Annotated in this window: 14 protein-coding genes; 9 read left to right on the top strand and 5 right to left on the bottom strand. The window is 65.2% G+C overall.

Going from position 1 to position 16,341, the window contains the following annotated elements; translation table 11 throughout:
• Positions 1-42 precede the first annotated feature (42 nt).
• From CLM60_RS13990 to CLM60_RS13975, 4 genes are all read right to left on the bottom strand, one after another.
• Complete coding sequence (locus tag CLM60_RS13990) at positions 43-1,221, bottom strand: ammonium transporter (protein ID WP_095589752.1); 1,179 nt, start codon at positions 1,219-1,221, stop codon at positions 43-45.
• Between the two features lie 172 nt (positions 1,222-1,393).
• Positions 1,394-1,867 carry a CinA family protein gene (locus tag CLM60_RS13985; protein ID WP_095589751.1) on the bottom strand — a complete coding sequence of 158 codons (474 nt, stop codon included), beginning with the start codon at positions 1,865-1,867 and terminating at the stop codon, positions 1,394-1,396.
• The gene (locus CLM60_RS13980; RefSeq protein ID WP_095589750.1) at positions 1,864-2,358 is read right to left on the bottom strand and encodes a phosphatidylglycerophosphatase A family protein; all 495 of its coding nucleotides are present in this window, start codon (positions 2,356-2,358) and stop codon (positions 1,864-1,866) included. The genes CLM60_RS13985 and CLM60_RS13980 overlap by 4 nt, the downstream gene beginning before the upstream one ends.
• Positions 2,355-3,506, bottom strand: a complete 1,152-nt coding sequence (locus CLM60_RS13975) for a bifunctional 2-C-methyl-D-erythritol 4-phosphate cytidylyltransferase/2-C-methyl-D-erythritol 2,4-cyclodiphosphate synthase (protein ID WP_095589749.1) — start codon at positions 3,504-3,506, stop codon at positions 2,355-2,357. Before CLM60_RS13975 ends, CLM60_RS13980 begins: the two co-directional genes overlap by 4 nt.
• A 185-nt stretch (positions 3,507-3,691) precedes the next feature.
• Here CLM60_RS13975 and dusB point away from each other — a divergent pair, with 185 nt between their 5' ends.
• From dusB to hflX, 9 genes are all read left to right on the top strand, one after another.
• Positions 3,692-4,687, top strand: coding sequence for a tRNA dihydrouridine synthase DusB (gene dusB / locus CLM60_RS13970; RefSeq protein WP_095589748.1), 996 nt, complete (start codon positions 3,692-3,694; stop codon positions 4,685-4,687).
• Entirely contained in the window at positions 4,684-5,763 is a 1,080-nt protein-coding gene (locus tag CLM60_RS13965; RefSeq protein WP_095589747.1) for a two-component system sensor histidine kinase NtrB, read from the top strand. The genes dusB and CLM60_RS13965 overlap by 4 nt, the downstream gene beginning before the upstream one ends.
• Entirely contained in the window at positions 5,763-7,136 is a 1,374-nt protein-coding gene (locus CLM60_RS13960) for a response regulator (protein WP_095589746.1), read from the top strand. The genes CLM60_RS13965 and CLM60_RS13960 overlap by 1 nt, the downstream gene beginning before the upstream one ends.
• A 96-nt stretch (positions 7,137-7,232) precedes the next feature.
• Positions 7,233-9,491 carry a sensor histidine kinase NtrY-like gene (locus CLM60_RS13955; RefSeq protein ID WP_095590707.1) on the top strand — a complete coding sequence of 753 codons (2,259 nt, stop codon included), beginning with the start codon at positions 7,233-7,235 and terminating at the stop codon, positions 9,489-9,491.
• 23 nt (positions 9,492-9,514) lie between these two features.
• A complete protein-coding gene (gene ntrX / locus CLM60_RS13950; protein WP_095589745.1) occupies positions 9,515-10,924 on the top strand; it encodes a nitrogen assimilation response regulator NtrX in 1,410 nt (469 codons plus the stop codon).
• Between the two features lie 55 nt (positions 10,925-10,979).
• Entirely contained in the window at positions 10,980-12,356 is a 1,377-nt protein-coding gene (gene trkA, locus CLM60_RS13945; protein WP_095589744.1) for a Trk system potassium transporter TrkA, read from the top strand.
• Between the two features lie 4 nt (positions 12,357-12,360).
• On the top strand, positions 12,361-13,884 hold the full coding sequence (locus tag CLM60_RS13940) for a TrkH family potassium uptake protein (protein ID WP_095589743.1): 1,524 nt from the start codon (positions 12,361-12,363) through the stop codon (positions 13,882-13,884).
• 138 nt (positions 13,885-14,022) lie between these two features.
• On the top strand, positions 14,023-14,256 hold the full coding sequence (hfq, locus tag CLM60_RS13935; RefSeq protein WP_036559479.1) for an RNA chaperone Hfq: 234 nt from the start codon (positions 14,023-14,025) through the stop codon (positions 14,254-14,256).
• A complete protein-coding gene (gene hflX / locus CLM60_RS13930; RefSeq protein ID WP_095589742.1) occupies positions 14,253-15,539 on the top strand; it encodes a GTPase HflX in 1,287 nt (428 codons plus the stop codon). Before hfq ends, hflX begins: the two co-directional genes overlap by 4 nt.
• A gap of 107 nt (positions 15,540-15,646) precedes the next feature.
• On the opposite strand, the gene CLM60_RS13925 is transcribed toward hflX, so the two are convergent.
• Positions 15,647-16,273, bottom strand: a complete 627-nt coding sequence (locus CLM60_RS13925) for a LysE family translocator (RefSeq protein WP_245848417.1) — start codon at positions 16,271-16,273, stop codon at positions 15,647-15,649.
• Positions 16,274-16,341: the final 68 nt, after the last annotated feature.

Here is a 16,341-nt window from a genome sequence, read left to right as displayed (position 1 = left end):
AAAAGGGCCGCACCTTGTGGCACGGCCCGCGTTGTTTCAGCCTTACGACACGATGTCGTAAGCCCGTTCGCCATGCACCTCCAGGTCCAGGCCGTTGACCTCGGTCTCGGGCGATACCCGCAGGGGGGTGATGGCGCGGGTCACGAAGATCAGCACCAGCGTGACGACGACGGTATAAGCGCCCACGACAGCCAGCCCGCCCAGCTGCGCGGCCCAGGTGCCGGCGCCGAAGACGGCGATCATGATCGTGCCGAAGATGCCGCCGACACCGTGCACGGCAAAGACATCCAGCGTATCGTCGATCTTCAGCATGTTGCGGATGACATTCACCGCCTCCTGGCACAGCACACCGGCAATCGCGCCGATCACCAGCGCCTCGACCGGGCCGACAAAGCCCGAGGCCGGGGTGATCGAGGCCAGGCCCGCAATCGTGCCGGTGACGATCCCCACAAGTGAGGCTTTGCCGTATTTCAGCTTCTCCCACAGTGCCCAGGTCAGCGAGGCCGTCGCGGCCGAGATATGCGTGACGGTCAGCGCCATCGCGGCCCCGCCATCGGCGGCCAGTTGCGAGCCGCCGTTGAAGCCGAACCAGCCGACCCACAGCATTGCCGCGCCGATCATCACGTAGCCGGGGTTGTGCGGCGGCGTGGTGCGGTGCTGGCGCGGGCCCAGGAAGACGGCAATCAGCAGCGCCGCGATCCCGGCGGTTTCATGCACCACGATGCCGCCCGCGAAATCGCGCACGCCGGTCTCGCCGAAGATGCCGCCATCGGCCAGCATCCCGCCGCCCCAGATCCAGTGCACCACCGGGGCATAACACAGCAGCATCCAAAGCCCCGAAAACAGCAGCACGAAGCCAAAGCCGATGCGTTCGACATAGGCGCCGACGATCAGCGCGGGCGTGATGATGGCGAATGTCATCTGAAAGGCGAAGAACAGAACCTCGGGCAAGGTGCCCGACAGGCTGTCGGCGGTGATGTCCAACAGGAACATCTTGCCCAACCCGCCCCAGAGCGTGTTGCCGTCGCCAAAGGCGATGGAATAGCCCGCGACCAGCCACAGCACGCTCATCAGACAGGCAATGGCATAGCATTGCATAAACACGCTCAGCACGTTGCGCGCCCGGACAAGCCCGCCGTAAAACAGGGCCAGCCCCGGCAGCGTCATAAACAGCACAAGGGCCGTTGCCACGATGATCCAGGCGGTATCTGCGCCATTCATTGTCCCACATCCTTCCGGTTCTTGATTTTGTGGAAGGGCTTCAAGCGGTGGGTTTGCGCAAAATAAAGAGGCAAAGTGGATTCAAGTCGATTAAAACCTATGCATAGTGCAATCTGCATAGTAAATGCGCGCATATTGCGCCTGTATGTTCAAAAAGTAATCAAAATGCGATTCAATCCGACAGGGCCGCCGCCAACAGCCCCAGCGCGTGGGCCACCGTCGCCTGGCGCACCTGTGCCCGGCCCAAAGCGCCGAAATCCACGGTCTCGGTCCGCACCGGCTGCCCCGCTTGCGCCAGCCCGAAACACACGCGCCCCTCGGGCTTCAGCGCGGACCCGCCGGGGCCCGCGATACCGGTGACGGACACCGCCAGCCCGGCTTGCGACCGGCTGAGCGCGCCCGTGGCCATTTCGGCCGCGACCTGTTCAGAGACCGCGCCGTGGGCGTCCAGCGTGGCGGGCGACACGCCCAGCATGTCCTGTTTGGCGGCGTTGGAATAGGTGACGAAGCCGCGATCCACCACATCGGACGATCCCGCAACCTCGGTCAATGCGCCCGCGATCAGCCCGCCGGTGCAGGATTCGGCGGTGGTGATCATCACGCCCGCCCGGCGTGCCAGGTCCAGGACATGCGCCGCGTCGGTCACATCAGCACCCCGTGGGCCAGCGCGGCCAGCGCGATGGTGCCGATGGCGGCAAACACCCCCGCGATCACATCGTCCAGCATCACCCCCAGCGCATCGCCGCGCCGGTCGGCCCAGCCGATGGGGCCGGGTTTCCAGATGTCGAACAGCCGGAACAGCAGGAAGGCCGCGATCCAGCCGGGATAAAGCGCCATCAGATCGACACCCCGCATCGTCGCGCCCCAGATCACCGGCATCAGCGCGATCCAGACGCCCGCGACCTCGTCAATCACGATCTCGGACGGGTCGTGATCGGCTTTGCCGGCGGTTTCGGCCGCCGTGGCCCACCAGCCCAGCGCAAAGACCGCCGCCGTGGCCAGCGTGAACAGCCCCGCGCCGCCCAGCGTGGCCAGCGCCCAGGCGACGGGCAGGGCGGCCAGGGTGCCCCAGGTGCCCGAGGCCGGTTTCAGATAGCCAGAGCCGATGAAGGTTGCGATCAGGCGTGTCAGAGTCATGCGGATACCAATGTGACGGTTGCGATGGCGGCGATGCCTTCCTCGCGGCCGGTGAAGCCCAGCCGCTCGGACGTGGTGGCCTTGACGCTGACCCGGTCCGCGTCGATGCCGCAGATCCCGGCCAGCACGGCGGCCATTTCGACCGCATGCGGGCCGATCTTGGGCTGTTCGCAGATCAGCGTGACATCGGCGTTCGAAATGGCATAGCCCCGGTCGCGCGCGCAAGCCGCGGCGTGATCCAGAAAGATCCGGCTGTCGGCGCCTTTCCATTGCGGGTCGCTGGGCGGGAAATGCCGCCCGATATCCCCCAGCGCCAGCGCGCCATAAAGCGCGTCGGTCAGCGCGTGCATGCCCACATCGGCGTCCGAATGTCCCTTGAGCCCGCGCGCATGCGGGATTTGCACGCCGCACAGGGTGACATGGTCGCCATCCCCGAACGCGTGCACGTCAAACCCGTTTCCGGTGCGAATATCCACGTTGTCCCCGTTCTTTTGCAAAAGCCGCGCCGCGCGGTCGAAATCCTGCGGATGCGTCAGCTTGATGTTCTGCTCTTCGCCCTCGACCACCGCCACGTCAAGCCCGGCGGCCAGCGCGACCTCGACATCATCGGCGGCGCCACCGGGATGGGCTTCATGGGCGGCGCGGATCGCGTTCAGGTGAAATCCCTGCGGCGTTTGCGCGCGATAAAGCCCGTCGCGCGGCTGCATGCCGGTGACCCGGCCCCCGGCGCCGCGCCACAGCGCATCGGTCACGGCCAGGGCCGGGGCGGCACCGTCATGGTCCGCCAGCCCCGCCAGCACCGCGTCGATCAGCGCGGCACTGACCAGCGGGCGCGCGCCGTCATGGATCAGCACCCGGTCACAGCCTTCGGGCAGGGCGGCCAGACCGGCCCGGACCGACCCGTCGCGGCTGTCGGCGCCGGTGGTCAGGGTGACGCGCCGGTCCAGATCCGGGCAGGCGCTGGCGAAAAGAGCGGCGTCCTGGGGATGAATCACGACCACGACCGTATCGATCCGCGGATGCGACAGCATCGCATCGGCGCTGCGCTGCAACACGCTGGTGCCCAGAAGTGGCTGGAATTGCTTGGGAATCGCGCCCCCGGCACGGGTTCCGCGCCCCGCTGCAACGATGATGGCTGCTGTTGTCATGCGCCCTGATCCGTTTTGTGTCGATGTACGAATTGCCAGCGCGCAGGGCAATAGGGCAGTTTTTCACGCAGATGTGCCTAAATATTCATCATAAAATGTTTGCGCGCCTGTTATGTCTGCCGTTGTGATTGCCTTTCGACCGTCCCACGCGTAGGCAATTGCAGAAATGCTTAAGGATTAGGCAAGTGACCCTAAAGGTGGCAGATCGAACGCTGGCGTCACCGGTGCTTTTGGCGCCGCTGGCGGGCATTACCGATTTGCCCTTCCGCAACTTGGTCGGCGGCTTTGGCGCAGGTCTGGTCGTGTCCGAGATGATCGCCAGCCAGGAAATGGTTCAGGCCCGCCCGGGCACCCGCGAAAAGGCCGAACTGGGCTTTGGCCGCGACAACACGGCGGTGCAGCTGGCCGGGTGCGACCCGCACTGGATGGCCGAAGCCGCGCGCGTGGTCGCCGATCGCGGGGCGCGGATCATCGACATCAACATGGGCTGCCCGGCCAAGAAAGTCACCAGCAGCAGCGGGGTCGGTGCCTCGGGCTCGGCGCTGATGCGGGATCTGGACCACGCGCTGACCCTGATCGAGGCGGTGGTGGGCGCGGTTTCGGTGCCGGTCACGCTGAAGACGCGGCTGGGCTGGGACGACGATTGCCGCAACGCGCCGGAACTGGCGCGGCGCGCCGAGGCGGCGGGCGTGCGGATGATCACCATCCACGGGCGGACCCGCTGCCAGTTCTACAAGGGACGGGCCGACTGGTCGGCGATCCGCGCGGTGCGCGATGCGGTGGCTGTGCCGGTCATTGCCAATGGCGATATCGTCGACGGGACCACCGCGCGGCGGGCGCTGCAACAGTCGGGCGCCGCGGGCGTGATGGTCGGGCGCGGCGCGCAGGGGCGGCCCTGGGCGCTGGCGCAGATCGCGGCGGAACTGGCCGGGGACCCGATCCCCGCCGCCCCGGTGGGCGAGGCGCTGATCGACGTGATTTCAACACATTACGAGGCAATGTTGACATTCTATGGACCGCAACTGGGGCTGCGCGTCGCGCGCAAGCATCTGGGCTGGTATCTTGAGGACGCCGGGGTGGCGGCATCCGACCGCCGCGCCGTGCTGACCGCCACCGATCCGCGCCAGGTGCTGCGCCTGATCCCGGCGCTGCTGCGCGATGCCCCGAGGGCCGCGGCATGAGCTATCAGAAAGACACGATCTGGACCTCGTTGCCGATCCCGGCCTTCATCCTGGACACCGCCGACCGGATCGTCGAGATCAACCCCGCGGCCGAGCTTTTCGCCAACAAATCCATCCGCAGCCTGCGCGGCGAGCCGGTCTGGGACAAGCTGGCGGTCGATGCGCCGCTGGAAGAGGCCTTTGCCCGCGTGCGCCAGAACAGCGCCGAGCTGTTCATCAACGATGTCGATGTCAGCAGCGGCGAGCGCCCGCCCCAGCATTGCAGCGTGCAGATCGCCCCGCTGAGCGACGATTCCGGCAAGCTTCTGCTGCTGATCACCCCGCGCGAGATCGCCGGGCGGCTGGGCCGGACCCACAATTCCAAGGCCGCCGCGAAATCCGCCATCGGCATGGCGGAAATGCTGGCGCACGAGATCAAGAACCCGCTGGCGGGCATTACCGGCGCGGCGCAGCTTCTGTCGATGAACCTGGACAAGGAAGACCAGGAACTGACCGACCTGATCGTCGCCGAAAGCCGCCGGATCGTGAAGCTGCTGGAACAGGTCGAGCAATTCGGCAACCTGCGCCCGCCGCTGCGCAAGGCGGTCAATATCCATGACCTGCTGGACCGGGCGCGGCGCTCGGCGCTGGTGGGCTATGGCGCGCATATGAAGATCGTCGAGGATTACGACCCCTCGCTGCCCGCCACATGGGCCGATGGCGACCAGCTGTTGCAGGTGTTTCTGAACCTGCTGCGCAACGCCTCCGAGGCGGCGGACGAGGGCGGCGGGACGATCCGCATTCACACCTTCTACGATCATTCGCTGCGCCGCCGGCATCCCGATGGATCGGGCCTGCCGGTGCCGCTGCAGATCGAGATCATCGACGACGGCCCCGGCCTGCCGCCCGATATCGCGGGCGACGTGTTCGATCCGTTCGTTTCAGGGCGCGAAAACGGCACCGGGCTGGGCCTGGCGCTGGTCAGCAAGATCATTTCCGAACATGACGGCTGGATCGCGGTGGTTTCGGTGCCCGGGCGCACCGTGTTCCGGATTTCCCTGCCCGTCGCCCCCAAAAGCACTGAGGATGAGAACTGATGGATGGAACCGTACTGGTCGCAGACGATGATCGCACAATCCGCACGGTGCTGACCCAGGCGTTGACGCGCGCGGGCTGCAAGGTACACGCGACCTCGTCGCTGACCACGCTGATGCGCTGGGTCGAAGAGGGCAAGGGCGACCTGGTGATTTCCGACGTGGTTATGCCCGATGGCAACGGGCTGGACGCGCTGCCCAAGATCTCGGACGAGCGGCCCGGCCTGCCGGTGATCGTGATCTCGGCGCAGAACACCATCATGACCGCCATTCAGGCCGCCGAGGCCGAGGCCTATGATTACCTGCCCAAGCCCTTTGACCTGCCCGATCTGATGAAACGCGCCGCGCGGGCGCTGGAAACCAAGCGCCGTGCGCCGATTGCCCGGCCCGAGCCGGTCATCCCGTCCGAGGGCGGCGACGACCTGCCGCTGGTGGGGCGCACCCCGCAGATGCAGGCGCTGTATCGCCTGGTCGCGCGGGTGATGAACACCGAACTGGCGGTGCTGATCACCGGCGAAAGCGGCACCGGCAAATCGCTGATCGCGCGCGCGATCCACGATTTTTCCGACCGCCGCAACCTGCCATTCGTCACCGCCGTGGCCAGCGACATGGAGGGGATGGAAGGCCCCGCCACGCTGATCGCCAAGGCGCGCGGCGGCTCGATCCTGTTTGACGAGGTCAGCGATCTGGATCTGGAAACCCAGGCCCGAATCGTGCGGATGCTGGACAATCTGGGCCAGAGCGCCCCGCGCGTCATGGCCACCAGCCAGACCGACCTGATGAACCGGATGGAAAACGGCGCGTTCCGGCAGGACCTGTTCTATCGCCTGAGCGGCGTGACCGTGGCGGTGCCGTCGCTGCGCGAACGGGTGGACGACATCCCGCTGCTGGCCGAACATTTCCTGGCCCGTGCCGAACGCGATGGCATGGCCCCGCGCCGCTTCGCGGACGAGGCGATGGACCTGATCCGCGCCTATAGCTGGCCGGGCAATGTGCGGCAGTTGGAAAACACCATCCGCCGCCTGATCGTCACCAGCGCCGAAGAGGTCATCACAAGGACCGAGGTCGAGGCCGTTCTGGGCAGCCAGCCCGAGATCGAGCCGCTGGTCGGCGGGGGCGAGGGCGAGAAGCTGTCGGCCTCGGTCGCGAAACACCTGCGGCGTTACTTCGACCTGCATGGCGGGGTGTTGCCGCCGCCGGGGCTTTATGCCCGGATCCTGCGCGAGGTCGAGCTGCCCCTGATCGAGATCGCGCTGGATGCCACCGGCGGAAATCAGGCGAAATGCGCCGACCTGCTGGGCATCAACCGCAATACTTTGCGCAAGAAGATCACCGACCTTGATATTCGCGTGACACGCCGCCGAAAGTTGATGTAAAACAGCAACAATATGTGTCGCTTCGGTCTCAGGCCGGGAATCGCGGCGCAAGATATGGCGGTAAGGCGCAAAAGCGCCACAGATTGAGGGGTGGGTGTGCGACGCCGAGTGCCGAGCGCGACCTGGGAGCGGCTGGCGCTTTTCAGCCGGCATAAACGGGTTCAGAACACGGCAACCCTGGGTCTTGTGATCCTGGGGCCAGTGCTGGCGGCCGTCACCTTCGGTCTGCTGGGGCCGCTGGATCTGGGCGCCTCGACCTTCGGGTTGCGGCTGATCCTGCTGATCGACCTTGTCTATATTCTGGTGGTGGCGGCGCTGGTGTTCCAGCGCGTCGCCCGCATGATTGCCGCCCGGCGCCGCAAATCCGCCGGCTCGCGGCTGCACCTGCGGCTGACCGGCGTGTTCGCGCTGCTGGCGCTGTTGCCGGCGGTGCTGGTGGCGGTCTTTGCCGGGCTGACGGTGAATATCGGGCTCGAGGGCTGGTTTTCCGACCGCGTGCAACAGGTGGTCGGCAATTCGCTGTCGGCCGCGCAAGCCTATGAGAACGAACACCGTCAGGACCTGGCCGAAGACGCGCGCGCGCTGGCGGGCTATCTGAACGTGGCGCGGCAGGCGACGTTCTTTCTGGACGATGGCGAGATCCGGCAATTGCTGACCCAGGCGCAGGGGCAGGTGCAGCGCGGGCTGAAAGAGGCCTATGTCATCGATGGCGCGGCCGAGATTCAGGCCCGCGGCGACCGGTCCTATCTGTTCGATTACGAGCCGCCCAGTGCAGGCGAGATCACCCGCGCGGACCGGGGCGAGACCGTGATCATCGAGGATTGGGACAACAATGAATTCCGCGCGCTGATCAAGCTGGACGCCTTTGCCGACCGGTACCTGTTCATCTCGCGCACGGTGGATGGCGGGATCCTGAGCCTGCTGGATGACACGCAGGAAACCGTGGTGCTGTATCAGCAGCTGGAAAACGACCGGGGCCGGGTGCTGTTCGAATTCGGCCTTTTGTATCTGGGCTTTGCGCTGATCCTGATCCTGGCGGCGGTGTGGCTGGGCATGTGGTTCGCCGAACGGCTGTCGCGCCCCGTGGGCCGTCTGGCGGGGGCGGCGCAGCGTGTGGGCGCGGGCGATCTGGACGTGCGTGTGATCGAGGAAAAGGGCGACGACGAAATCGCCATGCTGGGGCGGCTGTTCAACCAGATGACCCGCCAGCTCAAGGCGCAGCGCGATGCGCTTCTGGACAACAATCGCCAGATCGAGGCACGCCGCCGCCTGTTCGACTCCGTTCTGGGTTCGGTCACGTCGGGTGTGGTCGGGCTGGACGACAAGGGGCGGATCGATTTCATGAACCGCTCCGCGCTGAAGCTGCTGGACCTGAGCGCCGAGCGCGACCACGAATTGCCGCTGGATGTGGCGGTGCCGGAATTCGGCCCGCTGTTTGCGCGGCTGCGCGACGGGGCAGGCGGCACCGAACAGGAAGAGGTCAAGCTGTCGCGCCGGGGCAAGCTGGAAAACCTGCTGGTGCGGATGGCCACGCGGCGCAATGCCGATGGCGCGCCCGAAGGTTATGTGGTGGCCTTCGACGATGTGACCGACCTGGTCTCGGCCCAGCGGATGGCGGCCTGGGGCGATGTGGCCCGCCGCATCGCGCACGAGATCAAGAACCCGCTGACCCCGATCCAGCTGTCGGCGGAACGGGTGAAACGCAAATTCGCCCCTCGTTTGGGGGACGATGCCGCCGATCTGGAACAATATACCGATGTGATCGTGCGCCAGACCAACGATCTGCGCCGGATCGTCGACGAGTTTTCCAAATTCGCCCGCATGCCCGAACCCGAACGCCGGATCGGCGATCTGGCGGCGGTGCTGCGCGATGCGGTGATATTGCAGGAAAACGGCCAGCCACAGGTGCAGTTCCGGCGCGATCTGCCCGACCTGCCGGTGACGGCGGAATTCGACGGCACGATGCTGTCGCAGGCGCTGACCAACCTGATCAAGAACGCGGGCGAGGCGATAGAAACCCATGTCGAGGCCGGCGCCGAAGACGGGTTCGCGCCCGAGATCCGCGTTGCCATGACCACCGCCGACGACTGGGCCGAGATCCGGATTTCCGACAATGGCATCGGGCTGCCCGAGGATCGGGCGCGGCTGTTCGAGCCATATGTGACCACACGCGACAAGGGCACGGGCCTGGGCCTGCCCATCGTCAAGAAGATCATCGAGGAACACGGCGGCACGCTGGCGCTGCTAGATGCCGCGCCCTTCGATGGAACCACGCATTACGGGGCGATGGCGGTGATCCGTCTGCCGCTGGCGGTGTCGCCAGAGCAGGGCGGGATCGCGGCGGTCGCCGAATAGAACACAGATGAGGCAGGGAACAGATGGGCGATATTCTTATTGTCGATGACGAGCGCGATATCCGGGAACTGATTGCGGATATCCTGCAGGACGAGGGGTACACGACGCGGCTGGCGGCGAATTCCGACGAATGCATGAACGAGATCAACGCCGAGCCGCCCGCGCTGTTGATCCTGGATATCTGGCTGAAGGACAGCCGGATGGACGGGATCGATATCCTGTCGACCGTCAAGCGCGACAATCCCGATATCCCCATCGTCATCATCTCGGGCCACGGCAACATCGAAATCGCTGTCGCCGCGATCAAGCAGGGTGCTTATGACTTCATCGAAAAGCCCTTCAACATCGACCAGCTGATGGTGGTGATCCGCCGCGCGATGGAGGCATCGAAGCTGCGGCGCGAAAATATCGACCTGCGCCGCCGCGATGTGGTGTCGTATGAGATGATCGGGTCTTGCTCGGCCTTCAAGACACTGAAGGCGCAGCTGGAAAAGGTCACCAAATCCAATGGCCGGGTGATGCTGACCGGGCCCGCGGGCGCGGGCAAGGAAGTGGCCGCGCGCCATATCCACGCCAATTCCAACCGTTCGGCCGCGCCCTTCGTGACGGTCAACAGCGCCTCGATCGAGCCGGAGCGGATGGAAGAGGTCCTGTTCGGCCGCGAAAGCCCCGATCGTGGCGTCGAACCCGGCTTGCTGGAACAGGCCCATGGCGGGGTGCTCTATTTCGACGAGATCGCGGATATGCCGCTGGGCACCCAGTCCAAGATCCTGCGCGTGCTGGTCGAACAGCAGTTCCAGCGCGTCGGCGGGGGCGACAAGGTGCGGGTCGACCTGCGGGTGATTTCAAGCACCAACCGCGACCTGCCCACGGAAATCGCCGCCGGGCGCTTCCGCGAAGAGCTGTATCACCGGCTGAACGTGGTGCCGATCTCCGTCCCGTCGCTGGAAGAACGGCGCGAGGATATTCCCGAACTGGCCGCGCATTTCATTGCCGAATTCAACCGCGCCCAAGGCCTGCCGCTGCGCGATGTCAGCGACGAGGCGCGCGCGCTTTTGCAGACCATGCTGTGGCCCGGCAATGTGCGGCAGCTGAAAAACGTGATCGAACGGGTGCTGATCCTGGGCGAAGACAGCGGCGCCATCACGGCCAAGGAACTTCCCGTGGCGTCCGAGGAATCGGCGGGCGAGGGGCGGGTGGTCCTGTCGGGCGCGCTGGCCACGCTGCCCCTGCGCGAGGCGCGCGAGCTGTTCGAACGCGAATACCTGCTGACCCAGATCAACCGCTTTGGCGGCAATATCAGCCGCACCGCCACCTTTGTCGGCATGGAACGCTCGGCCCTGCACCGCAAGCTGAAATCGCTGGGGGTCGTGACCTCGACCAAGGCGGGGGCGCGGGTGGCGCATGTGGACGAAGGCACAGCCGCCGATTGACCCCGCCGGGCGCATCTGCAATGGATGAGGCCAGTTTCGCAACCGGGACGCTTGGATGAAGATCATCATTTGTGGGGCGGGCCAGGTCGGATGGCAGATCGCGCGCCATCTGGCCAATGAAAGAAACGACGTCACCGTCGTCGACAACAATGCCGAACTGGTGCGTCGGGCGATGGATACGCTGGATGTTCAGGGGGTTGCGGGCTTTGCCTCGTATCCCGATGTGCTGGACCGGGCGGGCGCGCGCGATGCCGACATGGTGATCGCGGCCACCTATTCGGACGAGGTCAACATGGTGACCTGTCAGGTGGCGCATTCGGTCTTTGCGATCCCGCGCAAGATCGCGCGCCTGCGCAGCCAATCGTATCTGACCGCGATCTATTCCGACCTTTACCGCCGCGACCACATGCCCATCGACGTGGTGATCAGCCCCGAGCGCGAGGTGGCCGAGGCCGCGCTGCAACGTCTGCAGGCGCCGGCGGCGTTCGACACCGAAAGCTTCATGGAGGGGCGCGCGCAGCTTCTGGGCGTCGCCATTGGCGAGGATTGCCCGGTCATCAACACGCCGCTGCGGCAGCTGACCGACCTGTTTTCGACCCTGCGCGCGCTGGTCGTCGGCATCCGCCGCAAGGGGTCGCTCTTTTCGCCCGCGCCGAACGACCAGCTTTTCCCCGACGATCAGGTCTATGTCTTCAGCCATACCGACGATGTCGAGCGCACGCTGGAAATCTTCGGCAAGACGACCAAGAAACAGGAACGCGTGGTGATCGTGGGCGGCGGCAATGTCGGCCTGTCGGTGGCCAGCACGCTGGAAAACCGCGCCGAACGTATCCGCGCCAAGGTGATCGAGAAAAGCCGCACCCGCGCCGAACATGCCGCCGACCAGCTGGAACGCACCATCGTCCTGCATGGCGACGGGCTGGATGTCGCCCTGCTGGAAGAGGCCAGTATCCGCCGCGCCGATGCGATCCTGTCGGTCACCGATGACGACAAGACCAACATGCTGACTGCCGTGCGGGCCAAGGCGGCGGGCTGCCCGATGGCGATCTGTCTGGTGAACGATCCCACGCTGGTCCCGCTGATGGAGCCGTTGGGCATCGACGCCTATATCAACCCGCGCGCCACCACCGTCAGCTCGATCCTGCGTCATATCCGGCACGGGCGCGTGCGCGGGGTCTATTCCATCGGCGATGCCGAGGCCGAGGTGATCGAGGCACAGGTCCTGTCGACCTCGCCCATTTCCGGCCAGCTGATCCGCGACATCGACTTCCCCGAGGGCGCGATGGTCGGCGGGATCATGAAGGACGACAAGGTCGTCAAACCGACCGGCGGCACGCGGATCGACGAGGGCGACGTGATCGCGGTCTTTGCGCTGTCATCCGATGTCCCCGAGGTCGAGCGCCTGTTGCAGGTCTCGATCGACTTCTTCTGATCCGATGCGCCGTATCCTTCAGGTCCATTTCTTTATCATCCTGATGGGGATCGGCGCGCTGGCGATGTTCCTGCCCTTTGTGCATGCGGTGATCGTGCGCGACTGGCAGACGGCGCGGGCGTTCTTCTATTCCGGGCTGCTGTTTTCGACCCTGACGGTGCTTCTGGGGCTGGCCACCCACAACCGCAAGGCACAGAACCTGGCGCGCAGCCACCTGCTGACATTGCTGGGGGCGTTTGCGGTGCTGCCGCTGATGCTGGCGGTGCCGTTCCTGGAATCGGTGCGCAACACCACGTTTCTGAACGCCTATTTCGAAATGCTGTCGGCCATCACCACCACCGGCGCCACGCTGTTCGACGATCCCGGCAGGCTGGAGCGGTCGGTGCATCTGTGGCGGGCCATCGTCGGCTGGCTGGGCGGCTATCTGGTCTGGGTGACGGCGGTGGCGATCCTGGCGCCGATGCGTCTGGGCGGGTTCGAGGTGACGGCCCCGACCCAGATCGGGCGCGGCTCGCGGATGGATCCCGCGGGCGGCGAAACTCATGTGGTCGACCCGCGCGAACGGCTGTTGCGCTTCGGCACGCGGCTGTTGCCGATCTATGCCGGGGCGACCGGGGCGCTGTGGCTGTTGCTGGTGATCTGTCAGGAAAACCCGCTGGTCGCGGCCTGTCACGCGATGTCGATCGTCGCCACCAGCGGCATTTCACCCGTGGGCGGGGTGCAATACGGCCTGTCGGGCCGGGTGGGCGAGCTGGTGATGTTCGGCTTTCTGTTCCTGGCGATTTCGCACCGGATCTATTCGATCCAGAGCCGCCAGCCGCTTTGGGCGCGGCTGCGGCACGATCCGGAATTCCTGATGGGGGTGGCCTGTGTCGCGGTGGTGCCGTTGATGCTGTTCGCGCGCCACTGGCTGGGCGCTTATGAGGTTGACGAGGAACAGAATTTCATCGCCGCGCTGCAGGCGCTGTGGGGCAGCGCGTTCACCGTCCTGTCCTATCTGACCACCACCGGTTTCGTGTCGGCCGACTGGGCCGCCGCGCGCAGCTGGTCGGGCCTGCCGACGCCGGGGCTGATCCTGATGGGGCTGGCCGTGGTGGGCGGCGGCGTGGCGACCACGGCGGGCGGGGTCAAGCTGTTGCGGGTCTATGCGCTTTACAAGCACGGCATGCGCGAGATGGACCGGCTGGTCCACCCATCCTCGGTCGGCGGGTCGGGGCCGCATGCCCGCCATATCCGGCGCAAGGGGGCGATGATCGCCTGGGTGTTCTTCATGCTGTTCGCGCTCAGCATCGCGGTGGTGATGCTGGCCCTGTCGCTGACCGGCCTGGGCTTCGAGGAAGCCACCGCGCTGACCGTTTCGGCGCTGTCGACAACCGGCCCGCTGGCCGGGGTCGCCACCAATGGCGCGGTCAGCTATGGCGCGCTGGAAACCCCGGAAAAACTCATCCTGGCGGCGGCGATGGTGCTGGGCCGGCTGGAGACTTTGGCCATTATCGCGCTGTTCAATCCCGAATTTTGGCGCAACTGATGCTGCATTTGCGCCATAGCCGGATAACGGGCTGTTTTTAGGGCTGGAATCTCGGGCCGCACCGTTTCATACTTGTTGCCGTATGTGTAACGGCTGTCCACCGTTGGGGCAGAACGAACAAAAAAGGTAAAAAAATCGATGGCTGCCGATAAGCAGAATTTGCAAGACGCATTTCTGAACCACGTTCGCAAAACCAAAGTTCCGGTCACGATCTTCCTGATCAACGGGGTCAAGCTGCAGGGTGTGATCACCTGGTTTGACAATTTCTGTGTCCTGCTGCGCCGGGATGGTCAGTCGCAACTGGTTTATAAACATGCGATTTCCACGATCATGCCGTCTTCGCCGATCAACCTGTATGACGGTGAGGATTGAGCCCGCACCCTGACCGACAGGGCCCCGAAAGCACGCGCGCCTGGGTCCTGCATCCCGATATCACGACGGACCGACAGCGCCGGGCGGCAGGCCCCGCGCTGGACGAGGCCGTGTCGCTGGCCGCCGCCTTGCCCGAGATTGAGGTCATCGGCGCCGAAATCGTGCCGCTGCCCAAGGTCCGGCCCGGTTACCTGTTCGGGTCGGGCAAGATCGACGAGCTGGGCGAGCGGCTGAAATCCGCCGAGATCGAGCTGGTTCTGATCGACGGCCCGGTGACCCCGGTCCAGCAGCGCAATCTGGAAAAGCAATGGGGGCTGAAGATCCTGGATCGCACCGGTCTGATCCTGGAAATCTTCGCCGACCGCGCCCGCACGCGCGAGGGGGTGTTGCAGGTCGAGCTGGCCGCGCTCAGCTATCAGCGCACGCGTCTGGTCCGCGCCTGGACCCACCTGGAACGGCAGCGTGGCGGCCTGGGCTTCGTCGGTGGACCCGGCGAAACCCAGATCGAGGCTGACCGCCGCGCCATTGACGAGGCGATCACCCGCCTGCGCCGGCAATTGTCCAAGGTGGTCAAGACCCGCGACCTGCACCGCGCCGCGCGCAAGAAGGTGCCGTTCCCGGTGGTGGCGCTGGTGGGCTATACCAACGCAGGCAAATCGACGCTGTTCAATCGCCTGACCGGGGCCGAGGTTCTGGCCAAGGACATGCTCTTTGCCACGCTGGACCCCACGATGCGCGCGGTCACCCTGCCATCGGGGCGCCAGGTGATCCTGTCGGATACGGTGGGGTTCATTTCCGACCTGCCGACCCAACTGGTCGCCGCGTTCCGCGCCACATTGGAAGAGGTCCGCGAGGCCGACCTGATCTGCCACGTGCGCGACATCTCGCACCCCGATCACATGGCGCAGGCGGCGGATGTCGATGCGATCCTGGCCGATCTGGGCATTGCCGAGGACACGCCCCGGCTGGAGCTGTGGAACAAGATCGACCAGCTGGACGCCGACCAGCGCGCGGCGCTTCAGGTCCAGGCCGACCGCCGGGCGGATGTGCTGACCATGTCGGCGCTGACGGGGCAGGGGATGGACGCGTTTCTGGACAGCGCCAACGACCTGCTGGACGACGCCCGCACCCGCCGCGAACTGGAACTGGACTTCGCCGAGGGCCGCAAACGCGCCTGGCTGTTCGAACAAGGCGTGGTCGAGGCCGAGGTCCAGACCGAAACCGGCTATCGCATCACCGTCAACTGGACCGCACGGCAGGAAAAACGGTTCCGGGGGATGTAGCAAGCAAAGCTCTGCCGCCTTGGTGCCCGGCGATAGGCGGCGCTGGTGCCGGAATGCGTTTCGGCGGCAATTTTATTGGCCGGTTTGAGCCCATACTTGCAGCGAGCCTATGCACGTCCGGGTTGCCGACTAAACAGGAGCAGGACGCCGAACGCGATCATACCACCGCCCGAGATACGCTGGAACCAGTGCAAGCGCGTCGAAGCAAATGCTGCCGCGAACCGCCCGGCCAAAGCATACACCGTGATCGCGCATGTTTCGAGGGCAATGAAAATCGCCCCCAGAGAGGCATAGCTTTGCCAGTAGGCAGTGGTATCTACGAATTGCGGAAAGAAGGCAGCGAAAATCAAGATGGCTTTCGGATTGCTGACCGCAATTAGCGCCTCTCGCCGGAATGCCTGACGAAATGACGGTTTGAGATATTCAGTTCCCACACCGGCCCGCGCCGGGCGGGTCCGCAAGAGTTTGATGCCCATCCAGATCAGATAGACCGCCCCAACGATCTTGATCGCGCCAAAGAGGAATGCGGACGCGGAAAGAAGTACCCCCAACCCCAGGGCGCTGGCAGCAATCATGGGAACGAAGACAGCCAATCGCGCCGCGCTGGCACTGACAGCAAAGGCGACGCCATGCTGTGCTCCATGTGTCAGCGCGAGCAGATTGTTCGGCCCGAACGCAAGGTTCAGAACAAAGCAAGCGGGAAGAAATACTAACAGGTCAATCATGGGAAGCATAAAAAAATCTTGTCCATAGGTCGCGCAAGGTAGACCACATCCGAGCAGTGGCAGCAATGTCTACAAAA

The organism is Actibacterium ureilyticum, assembly GCF_002285435.1.
GTDB lineage: Bacteria > Pseudomonadota > Alphaproteobacteria > Rhodobacterales > Rhodobacteraceae > Actibacterium_C > Actibacterium_C ureilyticum.
The sequence above is the reverse complement of the archived record's forward strand: the minus strand, read 5'-3'. Positions and strand labels throughout refer to the sequence as shown.